This window comes from Kamptonema formosum PCC 6407 (assembly GCF_000332155.1).
Lineage (GTDB): Bacteria > Cyanobacteriota > Cyanobacteriia > Cyanobacteriales > Microcoleaceae > Kamptonema > Kamptonema formosum.
The window spans coordinates 1,127,997-1,148,175 of record NZ_KB235904.1 but is presented as its reverse complement, the minus strand read 5'-3'; the positions used below and the strand labels follow the sequence as shown (position 1 = coordinate 1,148,175).

Below are 20,179 nucleotides of genomic sequence, written 5' to 3'. Positions count from 1 at the left end.
CTTATACCTCTTTATGAAGACTAATAATTTTTGTTGCAAATTTCGGCTTTAAAGCCTTTTATTTGTTTTAAAAGTTACAGAGGTTTGGCTAACTTTTCAGGACTTTTTATTAAAGTTTAACATTGAAAATTACCACAATCAAGACGTTAGTTATTGGTGGAGTCTATTAAGTGAATAATTTTACTGAGAGATGGCAAGAGATGATGTCCAACAAAGGTAAAATCAAATAAGTAAAATGTTAAGATTGAGTCCTCTTAGAGAAAAATCATCTCGCGAGAAGTTACTAGACGAAGTAAAGCGGGAAGTGAAAGCGGGGCGATCGCAGTCCTTGCACAAAGCTGTGTTGGTTAATTTACACGCAGACAAGCCGCCGCAGCAGTTTAGGCGATCGTGGGACATCGATCTGAAAATCGGCAGCCGCCCCAGCGTTCAGGTGCCGCAAAAGGCAGGAATTATGCAACTTTTCGACCGTATGGGTGGGAAATTGGTGATTTTGGGGGCAGTTGGGGCGGGCAAAACGACAACTTTGCGGGAACTAGCAGCGAAACTGGTGAATAGGGCGGAAAATGATGCAAATTTGCCCTGTCCGGTGCTGTTGAACTTGGCTTCGCGGAAAGATGATTCTCGGGCGATCGCGGATTGGGTAATCGAGCAAATTCACCTTAAGTATAACATTCCCGTTAATATTAGTCAACAGTGGCTTGCTCAACAGCAATTATTGCCATTATTAGATGGATTAGATGAAATTGAAGGTGAGCGACATGAAAATTTAATTCAGAGTATAAATAAATTTATTGAAGATTTTCAACCTAATCATCTAGTTATATGTAGCAGTTTTGAATCTTACAAAAAGTGCCAAAATAGATTCCGATTGCAAGCAGCAATTTTGTTAAAACCGCTGACCCAAACTCAAATTCGCGAGTATTTAATAGCTGCTAGAAGTCGAGAGCTATGGTACAATATTGAACGGGAACCTGAATTGTTGAAGTTAGCCAAAACACCGTTGCTATTAAGTCTGTTGACTTTGGCTTATGAGGAAATTTTAATTGAATCTTGGAAACGACTTCCTTCTACTGAGGCGCAGCGCCAGTATTTGTTAAATGCTTATATTCGCCGCCAGATGACACGGGAAATTAATCAGCAATGGTATCCTAAAGGTAAGGAACCGCGACCAGAACAAATTCGGTACTGGTTAGTATGGTTGGCTAAAAAGCTGGAAACAGAGAATTTGACAGAATTTTCTGTGGCAAAAATTACATCTAGTTGGTTGCAAACAGAACAGCAACAGCAAATATGTCTGATTGGAGTCATAGTAATTACTGGGTTAATTTTAAGTTTAACTGCGGGTATCGTAGGAGCAATTGTTGCGACAATCTTCGAGTTAAGTTCGGGAATAATTTTTGGGATAATTGCTGCCTGCATTAGCGGTTTATTTATCAAAATACCTGCTATTGAAAATTTTATGGTGCGAGTAGTGCTTTGCCGATACGGGTATATTCCCTGGAATTATCGGCGTTTCTTAAATTATGTCAGTGAAAGATTGTTGCTACAAAAAATTGGAGACGATCGCTATCATTTTATTCACAATTTGTTGCAACAACATTTTGGTGAAATGTGATGAAACACAGTAATGTCACCCTCTGGGCGGCGTTACAATTTTAGCGTTGAGGGCAGAGGCAATTTCTCCCCAATTTTATACTGACGTTTCTCGATCAAACGCTTTAATTCTGCAACGCGATCGCGCGGATTTGGATGAGTAGCTAAAAAAGGTATAATATCCCCACCCTGTTTCTCACTCATGCGCTCAAAAAAGTCAGTTGCTCCCCCCACATGATTATAAGTAGCTTGCAAAAGAGACAAGCCAAATTCATCAGCTTGACGTTCTTGATTTTGAGAAAATTGAGCAGTGGAGACAGTAGAAATAGTAGATTGCAGCGAGCTCAAATCCCCAAAAAAATAAGCCAGTACAACTTGCACAAGTAAACTCCGCCCCAAACTTCGTAAATGATCGCGGTGAGCAAAATGACCGAGTTCATGGCCGAGTACCATCATCAGTTCATTTTCTGATTTTGCTTCAGCAACTAAACCAGAATAAATAATCACAATATCACCCGGTATTGCTAAAGCATTGACCGTCGGCTGTGACACATACAAAACTCTGTAATTACGCCCTTCTGCTTGCTCTTTTGTTAACTTAGTTTCTAGTCGATCTAAAAGTTGATTCAGCGTATCTTGAGCCGGAGAAGGTTTAGCTATTTGCTCGTAAGCAGGAGCAATTAATTTACCAAGCTGTTGTTCTGCACTAACAGGAATTACCCATACTAAGCTATCGACTATAAATAGTATAAAGCAAATCGATCCTACAAGCAACCCTAAAAAGATTGTCAGAATTATCAATAACTGGCGATTGCTAGTTGGGGAATTTCTAGAGCTAAATTCATCATCAGGCATGATCTATAAATAGGTTTAGTTATTGCTTTTAACTGGACGGAAAGGATTCAAAAAATTAAGCAAAGGAAACAGATTTCGCGACTGCACCCACAGACGGCCTTGACCTTGGAAGCGACACACCAATCCTTCACCACCTAGAATCCCCGTTTTCAGACTTTTAAAAGATAAGCCGCCCATCATTTCCACATTATAGTTGAGAGTATCTTCAAAGGCGACAATGTAACCTGTATCGACAACATGATCGCCATCAATAGGAATTTCAACAATTGCCCCGTAGGAAGAAAACCAAAAATCTCCTTTCCCAGTAGCTTTAATTAAAAACAGCGATTCACCACTAAAAAAGCCTTTAAAATCTTGAAATTTTGTGTCAATAGTGACAGTGGGGCTAGAAGCAACAAACCCGGAAGATTGAACCATTAAATTATTACCATTACCATTAAGATAATAATGCTGAATATCTCCGGGTACTCCTGGCGAGACAAATAATTGCCCAGGTTTTCCTTCGGCGGTAAACTCACTGATAAATAGCGATTCACCCCCTAACATTCGACCAATTCCTTTCATTAATCCCCCTTGCACCTTGGATTTCATTTTGATACAGGAATCCATAGCTGCCATTGCTCCCGATTCCACAAAAACAGTTTCATTTGCCTTGAGGTCTAACCGTAATGAAGCATAGGAAGGGGAATGCTCAATAGTGTAATCAATTTCATTTTTCATGGCTGTTTCTCCATCGCCTTACTAAAATTCTCTACCAATATTCTCACTTAACAGTTAACAGTTAACAGTTAACAGTTCTATTATCGAGGCGGTAACTGAGGGCCAACTAATTGACCAAAAGCCGTCGCATTGTGAGTTTGACAGAATAATCGCCCTTTTCCTTTAAACCGACAAACTAATCCTTCACCACCTAGAAAAGCACCTAGCCAGCTAGAACCTGGCTTGCCAATTGTAAAGTTCAGGGTTTTTTCAAAAGCGACAATATGACCAGTATCTACTACATATTCGCCATCAACAGGGATTTCATAAATTGCTCCAAAAGAACTCAGGAGTAAATCGCCTTTGCCGCTAATATCTAACCAGAAAATTGATTCTCCCGAAAATAAAGATTTAAAACCTTGAAATCCCAACTCAATATCAACATCAGAACCGCTAGCTAGATAAGAAGTAGCCTGTACTACCAATCCCACATTAGAAACTTGATAATGGCAGATATCTCCGAGCAGTTTAGGAGCTAAAAATAGTTCACAGCCAGCAGTAGGAGAACGAAAAACGCTTAAGAATAAAGATTCTCCTGCGATCGTACGTTTAAGTCCGCCTAAAATGCCACCACCTTTACCTTGCCGGAGAGTAGTGCTAACATTAATATAACCGTTCATCGCAATCATCGCACCTGCTTCTGCTACTAATTCTTCGCGAGCATCGAAGGTGACACGCGCAATTGCACTATCAGGTTGCTGCAAAATTTGGATATCCATTATTGCTGCCTCTATTGCAAAATTAAAAGAATTTTGGACGTAAAAATCTAACTAAACCATCTATGCTGCGAGACTGTAAATAAATATCCCCAGTGCCGGAAAGTTTGTTAACGAATCCTTCCCCTGATGTGACTGAACCAAATAAGCCTCCAGCCAAAGTAACGCTCATTTTAATCCCTGGTTCGTAGGCGACTAAATGACCGCTATCAACCACAAATTCACCTGTAATTTTTTTATTCGTAATGCCACCATAAGCGCCGAAGAAAACCAGACCTTTGTTTTTACTACTAACTTTTAACTTGAACAATCCTTCGCCAGCAAACCAACTAGAAAAACCCGCCCAGCCGACACCGATATTTAATCCTTTAGTATGGGCAATATAAGCACCAGATTGAAAATATATCTCGCGATCGCTTTTTAATTCTATGGCTTCTATATCGCCAATAGTAGGTTGAGTTAAGATGACTTGTAGGGGTTCTTGCGTTTCATTGATGAACTTATTGACAAACAGAGATTCGCCGCCAAAAAACTTTTTGAGTAAGCCAGAGAAGAAGCCGCCTGAAAATTCAGTTTTTATAGATAGTTTTCCATCCATGCTAGTCATAGCCCCCGCCTCGGCGGTGATACTTTCTCCGGGGTCTAGGGTGATGAAAATAGCTGCAAAGGATGGTTTATAACGAATTTTATATTTCACAGGGTAATCTCCTTTAGAGACTGGTGAAGATAAATACAATTCTGTCAAAACTTGGCCTAACTAATTCCATTTTTTAACAAAAATATACATAGCTTGCTGATTTCCTAAACACTAGAGCAAAAATAATTGTGGAGTGAATCGGCATTTGCCCTTAGCAATCAGGCAGTATTTTCTGTGATAAAATAATGCCTGATTGTGATTTTTTAGTTATTATTTAGTGGTATTTTTGCCTTTTGAAATATCTGCTCTGCGGTAAATTCTAGTCCTGCAAACAGTGAATCTGTTAGCAGTGTATCTCCCATATAAGTCTGTGGTGGTGCATCGGGATAAAAAACAGTAATACTTCTAGCTTTGCTATCTACCACCCAAACCCGCAATACATTAGCATCTAAATAATCTCTTGCTTTAGCCGCCATTTGTCCAAAAGTTTGTCCAGGTGAAATAATTTCTATCACGAGTTCTGGTGGAACAGAACAAGCTCCATCTTGATCCCAGTCATCTGGTAAGCTTTCATTAGAAATATATAAAAGGTCTGGTATTGGTGCCCAATCTCGCCCTTTTTTACTTAAAGTGACAGCTAATTCTGGACATACTTCTCCCCGTCCATCAGACCAATTTTCAATTAGATTAAGGAATGTACGGGTGAGCTTGGAGTGAAATTTTTTTGGAGACATCTTTGGTACAGCCTGACCATCAATAAGTTCATAGGTAATATCACTCTCAACTGGCGGGAGACCCAAAAACTCTTCGAGTGTTAATCGGCTTGTGATTTGCACTATTTTTTACCTAATTATTTAGTGGTATTTTTGCCTTTTGAAATATCTGCTCTGGGGTAAATTCCAATCCTGCAAACAGTGAATCTGTTAGCAGGATATCTCCCATATAAGTTTGGGGTGGTGCATCGGGATAAAAAACAGTAATACTTCTAGCTTTGCTATCTACCACCCAAACCCGCAATACCTTAGCATCTAAATAATCTCTCGCTTTAGCCGCCATTTGTCCAAAAGTTTGTCCAGGTGAAATAATTTCTATCACGAGTTCTGGTGGAATGGGACAGGCTTCATCTTGATTCCAGTCTGCGGGTAAGCGTTCATAAGAAATATATAAAAGGTCAGGAGTCGGTACCCAGGCTCGACCTTTTTTAGTTAATTGAATAGCCCATTCTGGCAAGACTTCACCGCGTCCTTCACACCACAAATCGATTAGATATAGTAGTGTACGGGTAAGCTTAGAGTGCGAAAATTTTGGAGACATCTTTGGGACAGCCTGACCATCAATAAGTTCATAGGTAATATCTCCCTCAAGGGGGGGGAGAGCGAAAAACTCTTGTAGTGTTAGTTCGCTTGTGGCTGACATTGTTTACCTCGCTCAACTAGGAAATAGTTTAGCATTATTCTAGATTGAATTCAATGACAATAAATATTTGTGTGCGGATGGCGAAGCGATGGTATATAATTCATAACTATAGCAGTTTCATAATGCGCTAGGTAATTCAGGATGCGGGAACCTCAACCCCGAAAACGATTTGCTCAACATTGGCTCAAGAGCGAAAAAGCTTTAAATCAGATTGTTAAAGCGGCTGATTTGTCGCAGGATCGCGTATTAGAAATTGGGCCTGGTACAGGAATTTTAACTCGGAGCTTATTACCTGCGGCGCAGTCAGTTGTGGCTGTGGAAATCGATCGCGACTTATGCGAAAAATTAGCAAAGCAACTGGGTAAAGTTGACAATTTCCTACTTGTCCAAGGCGATATCCTTGCAATGGATTTAGAGGAGCAATTAGCTGCGTTCCCTAAATTCCAAAATCCTAATAAAGTCGTTGCCAATATTCCTTATAATATAACTGGGCCGATTATTGAAAAACTACTAGGTAAAATCTCAGCTCCGGCAGCTAAACCTTTTGATTTAATTGTGCTGCTCGTACAAAAAGAAGTTGCAGAAAGGCTGTATGCTAAACCTGGTTCCAGAGCCTTCGGTGCGCTGTCAGTGCGAGTGCAATATTTAGCTGAATGCGAGTTAATTTGCGACGTACCAGCTAAGGCATTTTATCCGCCGCCCAAAGTGGATTCTGCTGTAGTGCGGCTGCGTCCCCGGATGGTGGAACCGCAAGCGATTAACCCCGTACATTTAGAGAGTTTAATTAAACTCGGCTTTGGTAGCAAGCGTAAGATGTTGCGTAATAATTTAAAAGGAACAATTGAGTTAGAGCGACTCGCTCAATTACTAGAAAAATTACAAATAAATCCTCAATGTCGGGCTGAAGATCTAAGTGTAGCTGAATGGGTAGCTTTAGCTAACAACTTAGAGGTAGAATTGGGGAGAGAATTATACACCGGTGAGTAGCCTATGAAGTTCTGCATAGTTTTATGTTAAGCAATGAAGAAGGATTGATTATGGTCGCAGACTGATGTAAATTAGCTCAGAACAAGGGAATTACGTCCCAAATCATCCATACTTATGCGCTCATATTCTCTGATTGCTCCCGCAAAAATCAATCTATACTTAGAAATCATCGGTGATTCGCCTAGCGGCGGCTATCACGAACTGGCAATGGTACTTCAAAGTATAGATTTAGCCGATCGCATCGACTTGCGGCCCATCGGTACAGAAACCATCCGCGTCCGCTGTGACGATTCCCAAGTCCCCGCTGACAAAAATAACCTCGCCTACCGCGCCGCCGACTTGCTAGCTAGGCAATTTCCCACTGCTTTTGCTCGCTACGGCGGCGTGGAAATTGTGATTCACAAACACATTCCTGTAGCAGCAGGTTTGGCTGGCGGATCGGCAGATGCGGCCGCTGTTTTAGTGGGGATGGATTTGATGTGGCAACTCGGACTTACGCACTCAGAATTGCAAGAATTGGGTTCTCAATTGGGTTCGGATATCCCTTTTTGCATTGCTGGTGGTACTGCTTTAGCAACAGGTAGAGGTGAAGAACTTTCACCCTTGCCGGATTTAGATAATCTCTATGTTGTGCTGGCAAAATATCGCAATTTATCGATTTCTACGGCCTGGGCCTATCAAACTTATCGGCAACAATTCAGCAGTTCTTATTGTGCGCCGGATGATGTAGAATGTCGCCGACAACGGGTACATTCTGGGCAGATGGTAGCCGCGATCGCCCACAAAGATGCAGCAAAAATTGGGCAATTATTGCACAATGATTTAGAGAAAGTAGCCTTGCCTGTATATCCTCAAGTATTGCAACTGCGAGAGGTTTTTCAGTCACTAGGGGTTGTGGGAACGATGATGTCTGGTTCGGGGCCTACGGTGTTTGCTTTAACGGAGTCTCTGGCAGAAGCAGAACAGGTTAAAGAGCGGGTAAAAAGTGCGATCGCATCTCCCGATTTAGACCTGTGGGTGGCAAAATTTAGTAATACTGGCATTCGCATTGCATCTGATTAAACTATGACTAATCTAACTAATCCAACTCCCAATTCTCAACCGCCTAATTCTGCGGAAGAAACAAGTATTTTGCGGTGCATTACTGGTTCGATGATTGCTGGTGCATTCGCATCTGGTCTCTATTTATTAACGGCATCAATTGCCCAGACATTTGCTAACAAACCAACTCATTCTGACAATATCACGGTGATTAAAATCGCCTCTGCTGTGCGAACCTTAGTCGTAGGGATGGCTGCACTAGGAACAGGCATTTTCGCCTTGGCAGCTCTGGGTTTGATGGGGTTAGCGGTGCAACTTTTGATTCAGCGGTTGATAAAACGATTGAAGAAAGATGCAAGTATTTAATTCGACATTGCCAGTAATGAAGTTTCCAATCAGTTACAATTTTTACTAAAAAATTATATAGAAGTGTAATATTTTAGTGAGATTGAGCTAAAATTATTTGATATAGTCAAATTTTAGGGAATCTTGCATCTGACTGGATTAACAGTGAATCAAACTCTTGGACATCAGCCGCAAGTGGGGTTTCCCCGGATACCGCCATCTCTCCAACTGCGGCAATATCAACAGCAAGCTATCGCTAATTGGTTTGCCAATAATGGGCGCGGTACGCTCAAAATGGCCACAGGAAGTGGTAAGACAATTACAGCACTAGCCATCGCTTCTGAACTATATCAAAAAATCGGTTTACAAGGTCTCATTGTTATTTGCCCCTATTGTCACTTAGTCGCACAATGGGCGCGGGAATGCGAGAAATTTGGAATCCAACCGATTTTAACTTTTGAAAATGCCCGCAGTTGGCAAAGTCAACTAGCTGCGGGTTTGTATAACGTGCATTCTGGTTCCCAACCTTTTCTCGCGGCGATTACTACTAATGCTACTTTAATGGGAGAAAGTTTACAGTCCCAACTGCGCTATTTCCCAGATAAAACTTTGATTATTGGAGACGAAGCTCATAACCTGGGTACACCTCGTTTAGAACAAAGTTTACCGCGAAATATTGGACTGCGCCTCGCTCTTTCTGCTACTCCCCAAAGACACTTTGACGAACAGGGAAGCGAGGCTATTTTTGATTATTTTGGCCCCGTTTTGCAGCCGGAATTAACATTAGGAGATGCTATACGTCAGGGAGCTCTAGTTCACTATCTATACTATCCCCTCTTAGTAGAACTGACAGAATATGAAGCTCAAGTCTATAAAAAATTAACCAAAAAAATTGGCTGGGCTTTGCTAACTGGTGGAGAAGATATTGAGGATATAGATGTTAAGCCATTGCTGATGCAGCGAGCGCGGTTAATTGGAGCAGCCGCCAATAAATTAACCGCATTGCGGCAATTAATGGCAACGCGAAAACATACCAATCATACATTATTTTATTGCGGAGATGGTTCCGTAGAAGGAAGCTCTAGCAAAATTAGCGATCGCCAATTATCAGAAGTTACTAGAGTGCTAGGCTCTGAAATTGGCTATCGGATTAATACATATACTGCGGATACGCCTTTAGCTGAAAGAGAGCAATTGCGGCGGCAATTTGAAAGTGGAGAATTGCAGGGTTTAGTAGCAATTCGCTGTTTGGATGAAGGTGTTGATATTCCCGCAATTCGCAATGCAGTTATTTTAGCAAGTAGTAGCAATCCCCGTCAATTTATCCAGCGCCGAGGGCGAATTTTACGGCCGCACCCCGGTAAGGAACGTGCTACTTTATTTGACATGATAGTATTACCTCCCGACTTGGGTAGAGAAACCCTAGAAGTTGAACGTAACCTCTTGCGAAAAGAACTCAAGAGATTCCTAGAATTTGCGGATTTGGCAGACAACTCAGGAGCAGCTAGGACTAAATTGTTACAACTGCAAACCCGATATGGATTGTTAGATATTTAAAATCTTATAAACCTGCTATTCTTATTATAGACCATTAGCGTTTTGAGTTTGTAAAACTTGACACATTTAGGAAATATGACTATGGCATTTAGATACGAAGACAATTTTATCAGCGCAATATCAACGAACATTTTAGCTGAAAAGAATTCATCTTATAAGCTTAAGGTAGATTTGGGAGACGTGCAAGAACCAATTACCAGCGCACCTGAAGAAGTATGCCAAATCATCGAGCGGGTATTGCAAGCTGAGAAAGATAAGCTTTATATGAAACCACCCCGCAATATTAATGAAGACATCTTGAAAATTATCAAGGAGGTAATTAAATGAAACTAAACTCAATTAAACTTTATAATTTCCGTCAATTTTATGGCAAAACTCCAGAGATTACCTTTGCCTCTGGAACTCGGAATACCACAATGATTCATGGCAACAATGGATCAGGAAAAACAACGCTAATGAATGCGTTTACTTGGGTGTTATATGAAAAATTTAGCGCTGCTTTCGCTGCTCCAGACCAATTAGTAAATAAACGGGCAATTAATGAAGCTGAACCGAATAAAGCTATCGAATGTTGGGTTGAAATTGTGTTTGAGCATGGTGGTAAACGCTATCAAGCAAAACGGGTATGCCGCGCTTATAAAAATGATACAAATGTTGAGCATGGCAAAACTCAATTGCTGATGCAAATAGCGCAAGATGATGGTCGTTGGATGTTTCCGTCGGAACAACCAGATGATATTATTGGGCGAATTTTGCCAGAAAGTCTGCATCAATATTTTTTCTTTGATGGTGAAAGAATTGAGCAAATTGTCCGCACTAATAAGAAAGCTGAAATTGCTGAGGCAACTAAGGAATTGCTAGGTGTAGAGGTTTTAAATCGCTCGATTAGACATTTAGGAGAGGCGAAAAAGTCTCTAGAAACAGATTTGAAAGTTATTGGGGATACACAAACCAAGAAATCTTTAAAGGAAAAGCAAAAGTTAGAAAAAGAGGTGGAAAAACTTTCAAGTCGCCAAGTTGAAATCGCTCAGGAGTTAGCACACCAAGGTGAGCTAAAAAAAGCAATTAACAGCCGTTTGCTGGAACTTAGCGGTGCGGGAGAATTGCAGCAATTGCGGGCTGAGCTTGAAGCTAGTGCAGGCTCTATTAAAGAACAGTTAAAACAGGCGAGAGAAGCCTTAAAACGAGCGATTACCACACGAGGATATACTGTTTTTATTGCTGATATGACGGTGGAATTTCGACAAGTTTTTGATGGTTTGCGAGCGAAAGGAGAATTGCCAATGGGTATTAAACGGCAATTTGTGGAGGAGTTATTAAAAAGACAGCGCTGTATCTGTGGTGCAGAGTTAATTGATGGCACTCACGCTCATTTTGAGGTAAATGGTTGGATGGATAAAGCGGGAACTGCTGATGTGGAAGAAACAGCAATTCGCACGATTGTGCAAGTGGAGGAACTTGAGAAGCAAGTTCCTGATTTGTGGGAGGAACTTGACAGACAGCAAGAGAATATTAAGTATAATCGCACGGAGCTTTCTCGGATTGAGACGCAGTTAGATGACATTAATAAAAAATTGCGAAATTATCCAGATGAAGATATTAGTAAGCTGCAAAAACGCCTGGATGAAATTGAATCTAAAGTTAGTGAATTTAATCGCGAAACGGGTTCCAATCAGCAAGAAATAGATCATCTTACTCGTGAAATTGAAGGTTTAGGTAAACAGATTGATAAGCAGCAAATGAATGAGTCTCGGCAAGTTTTGGCTCAGAAACGCATTGCTGCCACTCAAGATGCTGTTGATAGATTGATTGAGGTAAGATCCCGTTTAGAGAAACAGTTTCGTTTGCAGTTAGAAAAGCGAGTGCAGGAATTATTTAGTCAAATTTCTTTCACTCCCTATCTCCCTAAGCTGAATGAAAAATATGAGATCAATTTAGTAGAAAATACAGGGGGTGAGGAAATTAGCGTTGCAGCTTCTACTGGTGAAAATCAAATTCTGAGTTTGTCGTTTATTGGTGGTATCATTGAGGGGGTACGGGAGTGGAGTCAACAGAATACTTTAATGGGGCCAGATAGCAGCACTTTCCCGATAGTAATGGATTCCCCTTTTGGTAGTTTGGATGAAATGTATCGGCGAAAAGTTGCGAAGACGCTGCCAAGATTGGCGAATCAATTGGTAGTTTTAGTTACAAAGACTCAGTGGCGGGTAGAAGTTGCGGAAGAAATGAGTAATCGCACAGGTAGGGAATATGTTTTAGTTTACAATTCTCCTAAGCCTGAGTGTGAAGAGGATTCGATTGAGTTGGCAGGCGTGCGTTATCCTTTGGTTAAACAAAGTCCGAATGAGTTTGAATATACGGAAATTGTAGAAGTAGATTATGATTTTTAGTTTGGTACTTACGCAGTTTTTGAGGCAGATAGTTTAGTGAACGCTAAAAAGATTAAGTGATGGGAGAAAAGAGGTATTTATGACCCCAAAATTATGTTACTCTGAACATAGTAGTAAAATTTATCACCACAAATAAAGGAGAAATCAGATGTTTTCTGATATTGAAAATCACTGGTCAAAAAAGTGTATCCTTGCTCTAGCCCAAAAAAATTTAGTCAGTGGGTACCCCGATCGCACTTTTCATCCTAATGCACCCCTAACTCGCGCTGAATTTGCTGTGTTAATGGGCAATATTTTCCACTATGCTGAGCCAATTCAGAACCCGATTTCTTTCAAAGATGTTACTAATAATCATTGGGCTTATAAAGACATTCAAAATGCTTCAACTAAAGGATTTTTAGCTGGCTATCCCGACAAAACTTTTCAACCAGAACAACTAATTTCAAGAGTACAAGCATTTATTGCGTTGGCAGCACAACTTAAGTTAAAAGTTCCTGAAAAATCTGAGGAAATCCTCACAAATTATTTTGACGATGGAGCGGGAGTTCCACAGTACGCTCGCAAGATGATGGCAGCCGCAACTAATGGTTTTCTAGTAGTTAACTATCCGAATTCAAGGCAGCTAAAACCGAATAAAAGTGCAACTAGAGGAGAGATGGCTGCTTCTCTCTGTCAAGTATTAGGCATTCCTTTTATTGTCCCGTCGCAGTATTTTGCTAAGGGTAAATTGTTTGCTATCGCACCCCAATTTGACTATGCTAGACCTTTTTCTAAAGGTTTAGCACAGGTAATAATCGGTGACAAAGAGTATGCGATCGATAAAATAGGCAATTTGGTTGACCAGTCTTATACGGAGCCTCAAGTAGCTAATAATTCTAATCTCCAACCATCATTGGTAGGTGAAAAAATTGGTTATGTAGATAATAAGAATAAATTGATTATTCCGCCAGAATTTGATGAAGCAAGGGAATTTTCTGAGGGTTTAGCGGCGGTGAGAGTTGGCGCTGAATGGGTGATAGAACCAAGAGGAAATGATGGTTCTGGTTCACCGGCTGAATATGTTAGAGTTTTAACTGGTGGCAAGTGGGGATATATTTTCAATCCTCTCTCTTAAAAGGTAAAATTTTTAGTTAAATTTGCAGTAAATAATTGATTTAAACAATGACTACTAATCGTATTAATGTTGCTAAAGATAAAGCCGATTTAGTCAAAGCTTTAACAGTAGCAGAGGGGAAAACTGGCCCTTTCCAGACTTACGCAGACGTGATAGTATTTGCCGCTGCTTTGGGGTCAAAACGGAAAAAGCGCTTACCTCTTAAGGAAATTTCTAAAAGAGAACCTGGGCCCATTGGGCTAGAAGTTTTTGTGTCTAGGGGTTACGATAGTATAATTAAGTTAATTGCGGTAGCAGAAACTAAAGACTCAAAAATTCTCTCCTATAATGATGCCACCTTAGAAGAACAGAGGCTTACTATTTTTGAAGAATATGCTAATGGAGGTTTGGAAATATTGCGAGAAGAATTACGAGGTGCTGGTGATTATTTAGATCAGCTTTTATTGATGCTTATTGGTGAAAGATTTAAGGAAGAATCGACAGAGCAAAGTTTTGATTTAAGGAGATTTTTATAGATACATAATGGCAGAAATAGGATTTAAATCCTATTTCTACACTCTCACATCTCTTCAGAAGTTTTGGAAGATTTTAACCACCGCTAGTCAGCGAGTTATTTATAGTTCAATTCAAAATCGGCGGCAAACCAACCTCCCTCGGTTTCACAAACTTACCATTAAAATTAATCGCCCGATCTTCCACAGTCCTGGCCGCTGCTACCGCCTGCCGCAATTCGGCTTTTTCCATATCATCCGTTACTCCTCCTAACAGATAAACAATCAATTTTGCTGACAAATCTTTTCCCGAAACTAACACCCGTTTCTTATTGGGATCGTATAAAATTCCATACCACAGTGACTCTGGAAAATCCATGTGGCTAAACCCGCCATCAGTGTCATATCTCCGCAGTTTGTGGAAGATTTCTTTAATAGACAATTTCTTTCTAAATACTAAATTTCCTAATGCCTGAGCTAGGGCAACTTGACCGACAGGACGGAATAACATATTGCCATCGCCCCCCGGTTTTTCAAAGCTAAAACGCCGCATTTCTAACGTTCCTAACCCATTATCTAATTCACAATAACTCGGCAAACTCGCTAATCCGTCAAAAAACAACTTAAATTCTTCAATTCCGGCTTCTAACTCCTCATCATCTGGTCGCATAGCAATTAATCCTTTATCTGAGGGTTTCCAGTGGGGAAATTTATACCGCAGATAGCGTTCTGACATATCTTGTAATGCTTGCAATGTAGTTAAAACTGTTGATTTAGCAGCCACAGTTGCGCTATCCCAATTAACGCGGGGATTGCGACCTTCGACTTCTTTTAATAGCGGGTGGGTAACGGCAACTTTACGGGCAACAATAGAAAATCCATCATCTTCATTGAGGAGTGCGAGTTGTCCTTGGCTTAATTTTACTGCCATTAAATTGACGTGAACAAAGATCGATCGCACTCTCCATCTTGCCTCTTGGTGGGTTTCTCCTTTGACAACGGCAGGAATGAATTCAATGCCGATTTTTTCTTGGGCTAGACCTTGTAAATAGGTGAGATCGATTTGATATTCTTCAATTAAGTCATCAACAGTAATCGCTTGACCGACAGGTTTTTTATATTTGTTAAAAGGTTGAAGGCGACCAGTTTTAATCAGGCTCATTAAGCCTTGAATGCCCATTAATCGGTGTTGACCATCAAGGGCAAAAACAGAGACATCTTTAATGTTTAAAAAGCCAACAGTTTCGTTTTTATCAATGGCTAAAAAGTCGGCGGAAGACTTACGGGCGCGACCGTTTTCATCCCATTCTGGGGCTTTGGGATCGTCTACCCAAGGGAGACTTTGAACGACTAAAACGGCGGGGAATTTGTGAGTTTTGCGGGCCGCAAGGTATTGGGCTAAAGATCCTTGGCGCGACCAGTCGAGAGGCCTTTGTTGGATTTCATCGATGGTTTCTTCGTCGCGGATGACGTTGTTAGTTTGGGGGTCGAATTTTTGGCGAAAAAGTGGAAGTTGGGCGGCGAAGCGAACTTTGCTGTCTAGCCATTCGAGGGTGACGGAACCGACGTAGGCTTCGGTGCTCCCCATTTGGGTTTTTTGGACGAGGAGGCGATCGTCGCGGCCGAGGTATTTGTCAAGTAAGAATGCGATCGCGTCTCTTTCCCGCTTCTCCTGTTCGAGAATTTGGCTAGCGAGGTCAGCAGTCGAATCGGGGGCGCTGGTCATGGTTAAGGTTTTTGGGGATTTTATAAGATTTTAGAAAAATAACATATATATTTTTTTTTGTAAAGTGAAGTTTTTAAAAAAAATTGTGCAATACTATATTTACGGTAATAATCGCGCTTTACGTATCATATCTATGTCACTCTGTCAAGTCTTCGAGAGGTTGGCAGGCAAATTTCTGTTTGACTAACAATATTTGGCGAGGAATTAGCATAAATGTTTAGTATTGATGATTTGAAACAGACAAGACCAATAATCTACAAACGGCAAGAATTAAAGCTTGTAGTAACAACTTTAGGCGTTTATATTTTCAACTCAGCCAGTAAAATTGTTACTCTAAATTCGATTTCAACCATTCATTTTTATGTCTGATTTTCCCATGATTTCTTCCTTTGAATACATCTTACCTGTTATCCGGGGAATTCAAGCGGGGCGAGAGTATTATGTCTCGATGTGTCCGGTACGTTTACTGCCAAAACTTTTCCCGATTCAAGGGGAAGAGTTAGCGCCAGAAAAGCGGTCAAATCGTAGCTTAAACCGCAGTCGTGTCCCAGAAATTGCTAAATATATTATCAACAATCCGAGAAATTACGCTTTAGGTGCGATCGCGGCTTCCATTGATGCTAAGATTACTTTTGAGCCTCTAGGAAATGAAGCAGAAAGCCGCAAAATTGGCAGGTTGCGCGTGCCAATGGATGCTACTTTTACTATTAACGATGGGCAACATCGGCGGGTCGCTTATCAAATGGCATTGAAAGAAAATCCTGAGTTGGGTTATGAAACGGTAGCTTTGATTTTATACTTGGATTTGGGATTAGAGCGATCGCAGCAAATGTTTGCTGATTTTAACCGCTTTCAAGTACCGATAGATGCTTCTTTAGATATTCTTTACCAACACCGAGAGTTTAAGGCAAATTTGGTCAAGGCGGTTGTCCAGCGAGTTGAGGTTTTGCGGTGTTTAACGGAGATGGAAAGGGGGACGTTATCGACAAAATCTGATAAACTTTTTACACTTAATAGTATTTCTCATGCTACTCTGAGTTTATTGGTTAATTATGCGGGTGTGGATATGGAAAAGCAGGTGGAATTGGCGGCGAATTTTTGGAAGGTTATTAGCGGTTTGATGGCTGAGTGGGAGTTAGTTTTGCGGGGGCGATTGACGGCGGCGAAAGTGCGGCAAGATTATGTTCATTGTCATGAGCTCGTACTCTCAAGTCTGGCTATTATTGGGGCGGATTTATTGGAGGTCTATCCTGATAATTGGCGGGAATGTTTGGCGGGTTTACAAGAGGTTGATTGGTCGATTTCTAATCCTGATTGGCAAGGTCATATTCTTTGTAAAAGTGGGGTTTCTAAGTCTAAGGTTAGTTTGGGTTGGATGAAGGGTTATTTACAAGGGAGGTTGGGTTTGTAGTTGGAATTAAACTGATTAGGCTGTCTAGTTTCTATGCCATCTTTGTGTTTTATTGATTTTTTTATACCCACCCTAGTTCAGTTTTAGCTGCTGTAATTGCTGCTCTTACAGCATTAGCACTGGCTGTTATCTTATAGGTATTGTTGGAATTATTGCTAGATAAAACAATATTTCCTGCCCAAATATGACTCTTTCTTGACCAATCAAGCTTAGCAAGTTTTGAGATTTTTTCATTCTCAAAACAATCATCATTTTTGTCATAAGTGCAGTATAGCAATCGCCCTAAAACTTCTACACCAACACTTTTGCCCAACACACAATCTTCTTTAAATTTCGCAACTTCCTCGATAGTTAAGTTTTCAACAGCGGTTTCAGCAATATGCTGTGTCTGGCTACATTCCGAGAAAAACTGATTGAGGCAACTAATTAAAACTTCTGATGATGTCTCAACATCATAATCTTGAAGATCATCAATTAGGTCATCAGCAAAGGCACAGCTTACGAGCTTAGCAATATAATTAGTTGTGTAAATTAACTTGTGTTTAGTTGAAGGAGAGTATTTAATCTTTTCTGTTTTACCATAAAACATTGATACTCGATCGAGTAAGTTTTTAGTAATACCTACTCGACCTTCAAACTCACCAAATGACAAAAGTAATGATTTATCTAGCTGTCTTGTCTGTGCCATATCTCGAAAATCAGTCTGACACTGGTTAAAGTCTTCTTCTAATACCAAAGTAATTGGAAAATAATCATCACCAATTAATTCACCATTAGAGCTTTCTATCAATTCGTGAATAGCACGTTTTCGGTGTTGTCCATCAGTAATATCTAATTTAACACCCCGACGAATTACTACTAGACAAATTCCCCGGCCCAATTCTACAAGCTCAATCTTATCTGGGGCGATATTTGCAGTTAGTGTCCCCAAAATCCAAGGTTTGTTCTTTGTACAGCGTTTAATAATATATTGTTTAACTTCCTCAGAATGACCATCTACCTCTGGGCGATTTTTTCCAGAATCAGGATCATTCCCAGTAGCGGGCTTCGCTTGAAGAAGAGTCGGTAATTCATCCGCAGGGACATTGATTTGTACCATTTTCCGCTTCCCCTGCTGAAAAATCAACCCCGGATAGCACTTCTGACGGTGATACTTTGCGAAGTAAGGCTCAAGCAACTCATCAAGTCGTGAATTGGGCTCAGGCTGAGGGTAGTTACTTTCAGACATATAAACTCTTGATTTTTTTGAGCAGAGAAAGACTTATTACTTTACTATAGCTATTGAAGTCTACAAACACAAGTCTACTATTTGCCCTATGGCAAAATATAAAGGAAAAATATGTCTTCTCAGTGGGTGCGGGAAATTATATCACAAATTATTCAATTTAGCAATAGGAGCTTTTAGATTATGACAGAAGCTCAGCAAGTTTTATTATTCCCATCTCGCACTGTTGCCGAGTTAGTGGAAGATATAGAAAAGCTAAACAAGGAAATCCAAGAATTATACTGTCTTGATGATATTCCTTGGATTATAGGCGTATCGTTTGGCAAAGATTCAAGTGCTATTTTACAGTTAGTGTGGTATGCGATTGCAGCACTACCACCAGAAAAGCGCACGAAAACAATTCATGTCATTACAACAGATACTTTTGTTGAAAATCCTATCGTTGCGGCTTGGGTACGGAAATCATTAGAGCAACTTAAGGCGGGATCTAAAGAGAAAAAAATGCCTATTGAAGCTCATTTATTGCATCCTTCTGTTCAGGGAACATTTTGGGTATGCTTAATTGGTAAAGGCTATCCGTCTCCTCGCAATGGATTTCGCTGGTGTACTGAAAGGATGAAAATTCAACCTGTTAACCACTTTATTAGAGAAATGGTTAGAGGACATGGTGAAACCATTGTAGTTTTAGGTACCCGCAAGGCTGAAAGTACGAAAAGAGCCGCAACAATGAAAAAGCATGAAGCAGGTAGATTACGCGATCGTCTTAGCCCTAATGCTCACTTACCTAATTCTCTAGTTTATAGCCCTATTGAAGATTGGCGGAATGATGAAGTTTGGATTTATCTGAACCAGTGGGAGAATCCTTGGGGGGGTAACAATAAAGACTTATTTACTTTGTACCGAGGTGCAACAACAGATAACGAGTGTCCTTTAGTTGTTGATACGTCTACTCCTAGTTGTGGTAGTTCTCGATTTGGATGTTGGGTTTGCACAATGGTAAACCAAGACAAATCAATGCAGGCAATGATCCAGAATGATGAAGAAAAAGAATGGATGCAGCCTCTACTTGATATACGCAACGAACTAGATATTCAGAACGATCATGACAAGAGAGACTTTCGGCGCATTTATGGCAGAGTTGAACTATTTGAACGCAATATTGGTGAAGGAAAAACCTCTGTTCAAAATATCCCTGGCCCCTATACTAAATTTTGGCGGGAACATTGGTTAAGGCGAGTCTTACAAGCACAAACCCAAATTCGCCAAACTGCCCCCTCAGAAATGCGCGACATCACCCTTATTACTCCTGAAGAACTCAGCGAAATTCGCCGTATATGGCTAGAAGAAAAACACGAATTTGACGATAGCCTACCCAAAATTTACGCAGAAGTCACTGGCGAACCCTTTGAAGACACTCGCCCCTTTGACGAAAGAAAACTACTAGGAAATGACGAATGGGATGTACTTCAAACAATCTGTGAAAACGACACAATGCACTTAGAATTAATGTCAAAACTCCTCAACACCGAACGCCAATACTACACCAAACCCCGCCGAACCGGGATCTTCCTTGATATCGATAAATGCTTTGATACCAGTTCGCGAATCAAAGAAGAAGCCATCGATAATGCCCACTACCAACGCCAAGTAAAAACTGCCCTCGAAACAGTTAAAGAAGATCCTCATGAAATTCAGCAAATTCGAGAGGCGATCGCCACTATTGAAGACCCCGAAAAATCCCCAGATACCAATCCCAAAAACATCAAAGAAATGATTGAAAACAAAGGCGACAAAAATAAACAATTATCATGGGGTGACATGAAATTTCCCCTCTTAAATCTCATCAACGAAAACCCAGCCGAATAACCACAATCCACCTGCATCTACGTCCATATCCGTTGATCTGCGGTAAA

The 20,179-nt window shown here is 40.6% G+C and carries 19 protein-coding genes; 11 read left to right on the top strand and 8 right to left on the bottom strand.

Annotation, left to right across the window (positions count from 1 at the left end):
- The first annotated feature begins 235 nt into the window (after positions 1–235).
- Positions 236–1,618: an NACHT domain-containing protein gene (locus tag OSCIL6407_RS0122070; RefSeq protein ID WP_007353656.1), complete on the top strand. Its 1,383-nt coding sequence runs from the start codon at positions 236–238 to the stop codon at positions 1,616–1,618.
- A 32-nt stretch (positions 1,619–1,650) separates the two neighbouring features.
- On the opposite strand, the gene OSCIL6407_RS0122065 is transcribed toward OSCIL6407_RS0122070, so the two are convergent.
- The 6 genes from OSCIL6407_RS0122065 to OSCIL6407_RS0122040 all read right to left on the bottom strand — a co-directional run bounded on the left by OSCIL6407_RS0122065 (position 1,651) and on the right by OSCIL6407_RS0122040 (position 5,979).
- The gene (locus OSCIL6407_RS0122065; protein WP_007353657.1) at positions 1,651–2,451 is read right to left on the bottom strand and encodes a M48 family metallopeptidase; all 801 of its coding nucleotides are present in this window, start codon (positions 2,449–2,451) and stop codon (positions 1,651–1,653) included.
- Between the two features lie 15 nt (positions 2,452–2,466).
- A complete protein-coding gene (locus tag OSCIL6407_RS0122060; protein WP_007353658.1) occupies positions 2,467–3,171 on the bottom strand; it encodes a TIGR00266 family protein in 705 nt (234 codons plus the stop codon).
- Between the two features lie 80 nt (positions 3,172–3,251).
- Positions 3,252–3,929: a TIGR00266 family protein gene (locus OSCIL6407_RS0122055; protein ID WP_007353659.1), complete on the bottom strand. Its 678-nt coding sequence runs from the start codon at positions 3,927–3,929 to the stop codon at positions 3,252–3,254.
- Between the two features lie 22 nt (positions 3,930–3,951).
- A complete protein-coding gene (locus OSCIL6407_RS0122050) occupies positions 3,952–4,623 on the bottom strand; it encodes a TIGR00266 family protein (protein WP_007353660.1) in 672 nt (223 codons plus the stop codon).
- Between the two features lie 203 nt (positions 4,624–4,826).
- Positions 4,827–5,399, bottom strand: coding sequence for a Uma2 family endonuclease (locus OSCIL6407_RS0122045; RefSeq protein ID WP_007353661.1), 573 nt, complete (start codon positions 5,397–5,399; stop codon positions 4,827–4,829).
- A 10-nt stretch (positions 5,400–5,409) separates the two neighbouring features.
- Positions 5,410–5,979, bottom strand: a complete 570-nt coding sequence (locus tag OSCIL6407_RS0122040; protein WP_007353662.1) for a Uma2 family endonuclease — start codon at positions 5,977–5,979, stop codon at positions 5,410–5,412.
- A 141-nt stretch (positions 5,980–6,120) separates the two neighbouring features.
- On the opposite strand from OSCIL6407_RS0122040, the gene rsmA reads away from it, so the two are divergent.
- The 8 genes from rsmA to OSCIL6407_RS0122000 all read left to right on the top strand — a co-directional run bounded on the left by rsmA (position 6,121) and on the right by OSCIL6407_RS0122000 (position 13,928).
- The gene (gene rsmA, locus OSCIL6407_RS0122035) at positions 6,121–6,966 is read left to right on the top strand and encodes a 16S rRNA (adenine(1518)-N(6)/adenine(1519)-N(6))-dimethyltransferase RsmA (protein WP_007353663.1); all 846 of its coding nucleotides are present in this window, start codon (positions 6,121–6,123) and stop codon (positions 6,964–6,966) included.
- Between the two features lie 114 nt (positions 6,967–7,080).
- The gene (ispE, locus tag OSCIL6407_RS0122030) at positions 7,081–8,028 is read left to right on the top strand and encodes a 4-(cytidine 5'-diphospho)-2-C-methyl-D-erythritol kinase (RefSeq protein WP_007353664.1); all 948 of its coding nucleotides are present in this window, start codon (positions 7,081–7,083) and stop codon (positions 8,026–8,028) included.
- A 3-nt stretch (positions 8,029–8,031) separates the two neighbouring features.
- Entirely contained in the window at positions 8,032–8,373 is a 342-nt protein-coding gene (locus tag OSCIL6407_RS0122025) for a DUF3082 domain-containing protein (protein WP_007353665.1), read from the top strand.
- A gap of 144 nt (positions 8,374–8,517) precedes the next feature.
- Positions 8,518–9,909 (top strand): DNA phosphorothioation system restriction enzyme, encoded by a 1,392-nt coding sequence (locus OSCIL6407_RS0122020; RefSeq protein ID WP_007353666.1) that lies wholly within the window; start codon positions 8,518–8,520, stop codon positions 9,907–9,909.
- Between the two features lie 81 nt (positions 9,910–9,990).
- Positions 9,991–10,236: a hypothetical protein gene (locus OSCIL6407_RS0122015; protein WP_007353667.1), complete on the top strand. Its 246-nt coding sequence runs from the start codon at positions 9,991–9,993 to the stop codon at positions 10,234–10,236.
- The gene (locus tag OSCIL6407_RS0122010) at positions 10,233–12,299 is read left to right on the top strand and encodes an AAA family ATPase (RefSeq protein ID WP_007353668.1); all 2,067 of its coding nucleotides are present in this window, start codon (positions 10,233–10,235) and stop codon (positions 12,297–12,299) included. The genes OSCIL6407_RS0122015 and OSCIL6407_RS0122010 overlap by 4 nt, the downstream gene beginning before the upstream one ends.
- A 148-nt stretch (positions 12,300–12,447) precedes the next feature.
- Positions 12,448–13,413, top strand: coding sequence for an S-layer homology domain-containing protein (locus OSCIL6407_RS0122005; protein WP_007353669.1), 966 nt, complete (start codon positions 12,448–12,450; stop codon positions 13,411–13,413).
- Between the two features lie 47 nt (positions 13,414–13,460).
- Positions 13,461–13,928, top strand: coding sequence for a DNA phosphorothioation-associated protein 4 (locus tag OSCIL6407_RS0122000; protein ID WP_007353670.1), 468 nt, complete (start codon positions 13,461–13,463; stop codon positions 13,926–13,928).
- A 106-nt stretch (positions 13,929–14,034) separates the two neighbouring features.
- Here the strand turns inward: OSCIL6407_RS0122000 and OSCIL6407_RS0121995 are convergent, their stop codons facing one another.
- On the bottom strand, positions 14,035–15,630 hold the full coding sequence (locus OSCIL6407_RS0121995) for a DGQHR domain-containing protein (protein ID WP_007353671.1): 1,596 nt from the start codon (positions 15,628–15,630) through the stop codon (positions 14,035–14,037).
- A 361-nt stretch (positions 15,631–15,991) separates the two neighbouring features.
- Between OSCIL6407_RS0121995 and dndB the strand changes: the two genes are divergently transcribed.
- Positions 15,992–17,041, top strand: coding sequence for a DNA sulfur modification protein DndB (dndB, locus tag OSCIL6407_RS0121985; protein WP_007353672.1), 1,050 nt, complete (start codon positions 15,992–15,994; stop codon positions 17,039–17,041).
- Between the two features lie 61 nt (positions 17,042–17,102).
- Here dndB and OSCIL6407_RS0121980 read toward each other — a convergent pair whose 3' ends face one another.
- Positions 17,103–18,269 (bottom strand): DNA sulfur modification protein DndB, encoded by a 1,167-nt coding sequence (locus OSCIL6407_RS0121980; protein WP_007353673.1) that lies wholly within the window; start codon positions 18,267–18,269, stop codon positions 17,103–17,105.
- A 180-nt stretch (positions 18,270–18,449) separates the two neighbouring features.
- On the opposite strand from OSCIL6407_RS0121980, the gene dndC reads away from it, so the two are divergent.
- On the top strand, positions 18,450–20,132 hold the full coding sequence (dndC, locus tag OSCIL6407_RS0121975; protein ID WP_007353675.1) for a DNA phosphorothioation system sulfurtransferase DndC: 1,683 nt from the start codon (positions 18,450–18,452) through the stop codon (positions 20,130–20,132).
- The last annotated feature ends 47 nt before the right edge of the window (positions 20,133–20,179 follow it).

Bases quoted from the DNA above. Each gene is read 5' to 3' on its own strand.
- OSCIL6407_RS0122070 (WP_007353656.1), top strand. From the start codon at position 236: ATGTTAAGATTGAGTCCTCTTAGAGAAAAATCATCTCGCGAGAAGTTA.
- OSCIL6407_RS0122065 (WP_007353657.1), bottom strand. From the start codon at position 2,451: ATGCCTGATGATGAATTTAGCTCTAGAAATTCCCCAACTAGCAATCGC.
- OSCIL6407_RS0122060 (WP_007353658.1), bottom strand. From the start codon at position 3,171: ATGAAAAATGAAATTGATTACACTATTGAGCATTCCCCTTCCTATGCT.
- OSCIL6407_RS0122055 (WP_007353659.1), bottom strand. From the start codon at position 3,929: ATGGATATCCAAATTTTGCAGCAACCTGATAGTGCAATTGCGCGTGTC.
- OSCIL6407_RS0122040 (WP_007353662.1), bottom strand. From the start codon at position 5,979: ATGTCAGCCACAAGCGAACTAACACTACAAGAGTTTTTCGCTCTCCCC.
- rsmA (WP_007353663.1), top strand. From the start codon at position 6,121: ATGCGGGAACCTCAACCCCGAAAACGATTTGCTCAACATTGGCTCAAG.
- ispE (WP_007353664.1), top strand. From the start codon at position 7,081: ATGCGCTCATATTCTCTGATTGCTCCCGCAAAAATCAATCTATACTTA.
- OSCIL6407_RS0122025 (WP_007353665.1), top strand. From the start codon at position 8,032: ATGACTAATCTAACTAATCCAACTCCCAATTCTCAACCGCCTAATTCT.
- OSCIL6407_RS0122015 (WP_007353667.1), top strand. From the start codon at position 9,991: ATGGCATTTAGATACGAAGACAATTTTATCAGCGCAATATCAACGAAC.
- OSCIL6407_RS0122010 (WP_007353668.1), top strand. From the start codon at position 10,233: ATGAAACTAAACTCAATTAAACTTTATAATTTCCGTCAATTTTATGGC.
- OSCIL6407_RS0122005 (WP_007353669.1), top strand. From the start codon at position 12,448: ATGTTTTCTGATATTGAAAATCACTGGTCAAAAAAGTGTATCCTTGCT.
- OSCIL6407_RS0122000 (WP_007353670.1), top strand. From the start codon at position 13,461: ATGACTACTAATCGTATTAATGTTGCTAAAGATAAAGCCGATTTAGTC.
- OSCIL6407_RS0121995 (WP_007353671.1), bottom strand. From the start codon at position 15,630: ATGACCAGCGCCCCCGATTCGACTGCTGACCTCGCTAGCCAAATTCTC.
- dndB (WP_007353672.1), top strand. From the start codon at position 15,992: ATGTCTGATTTTCCCATGATTTCTTCCTTTGAATACATCTTACCTGTT.
- OSCIL6407_RS0121980 (WP_007353673.1), bottom strand. From the start codon at position 18,269: ATGTCTGAAAGTAACTACCCTCAGCCTGAGCCCAATTCACGACTTGAT.
- dndC (WP_007353675.1), top strand. From the start codon at position 18,450: ATGACAGAAGCTCAGCAAGTTTTATTATTCCCATCTCGCACTGTTGCC.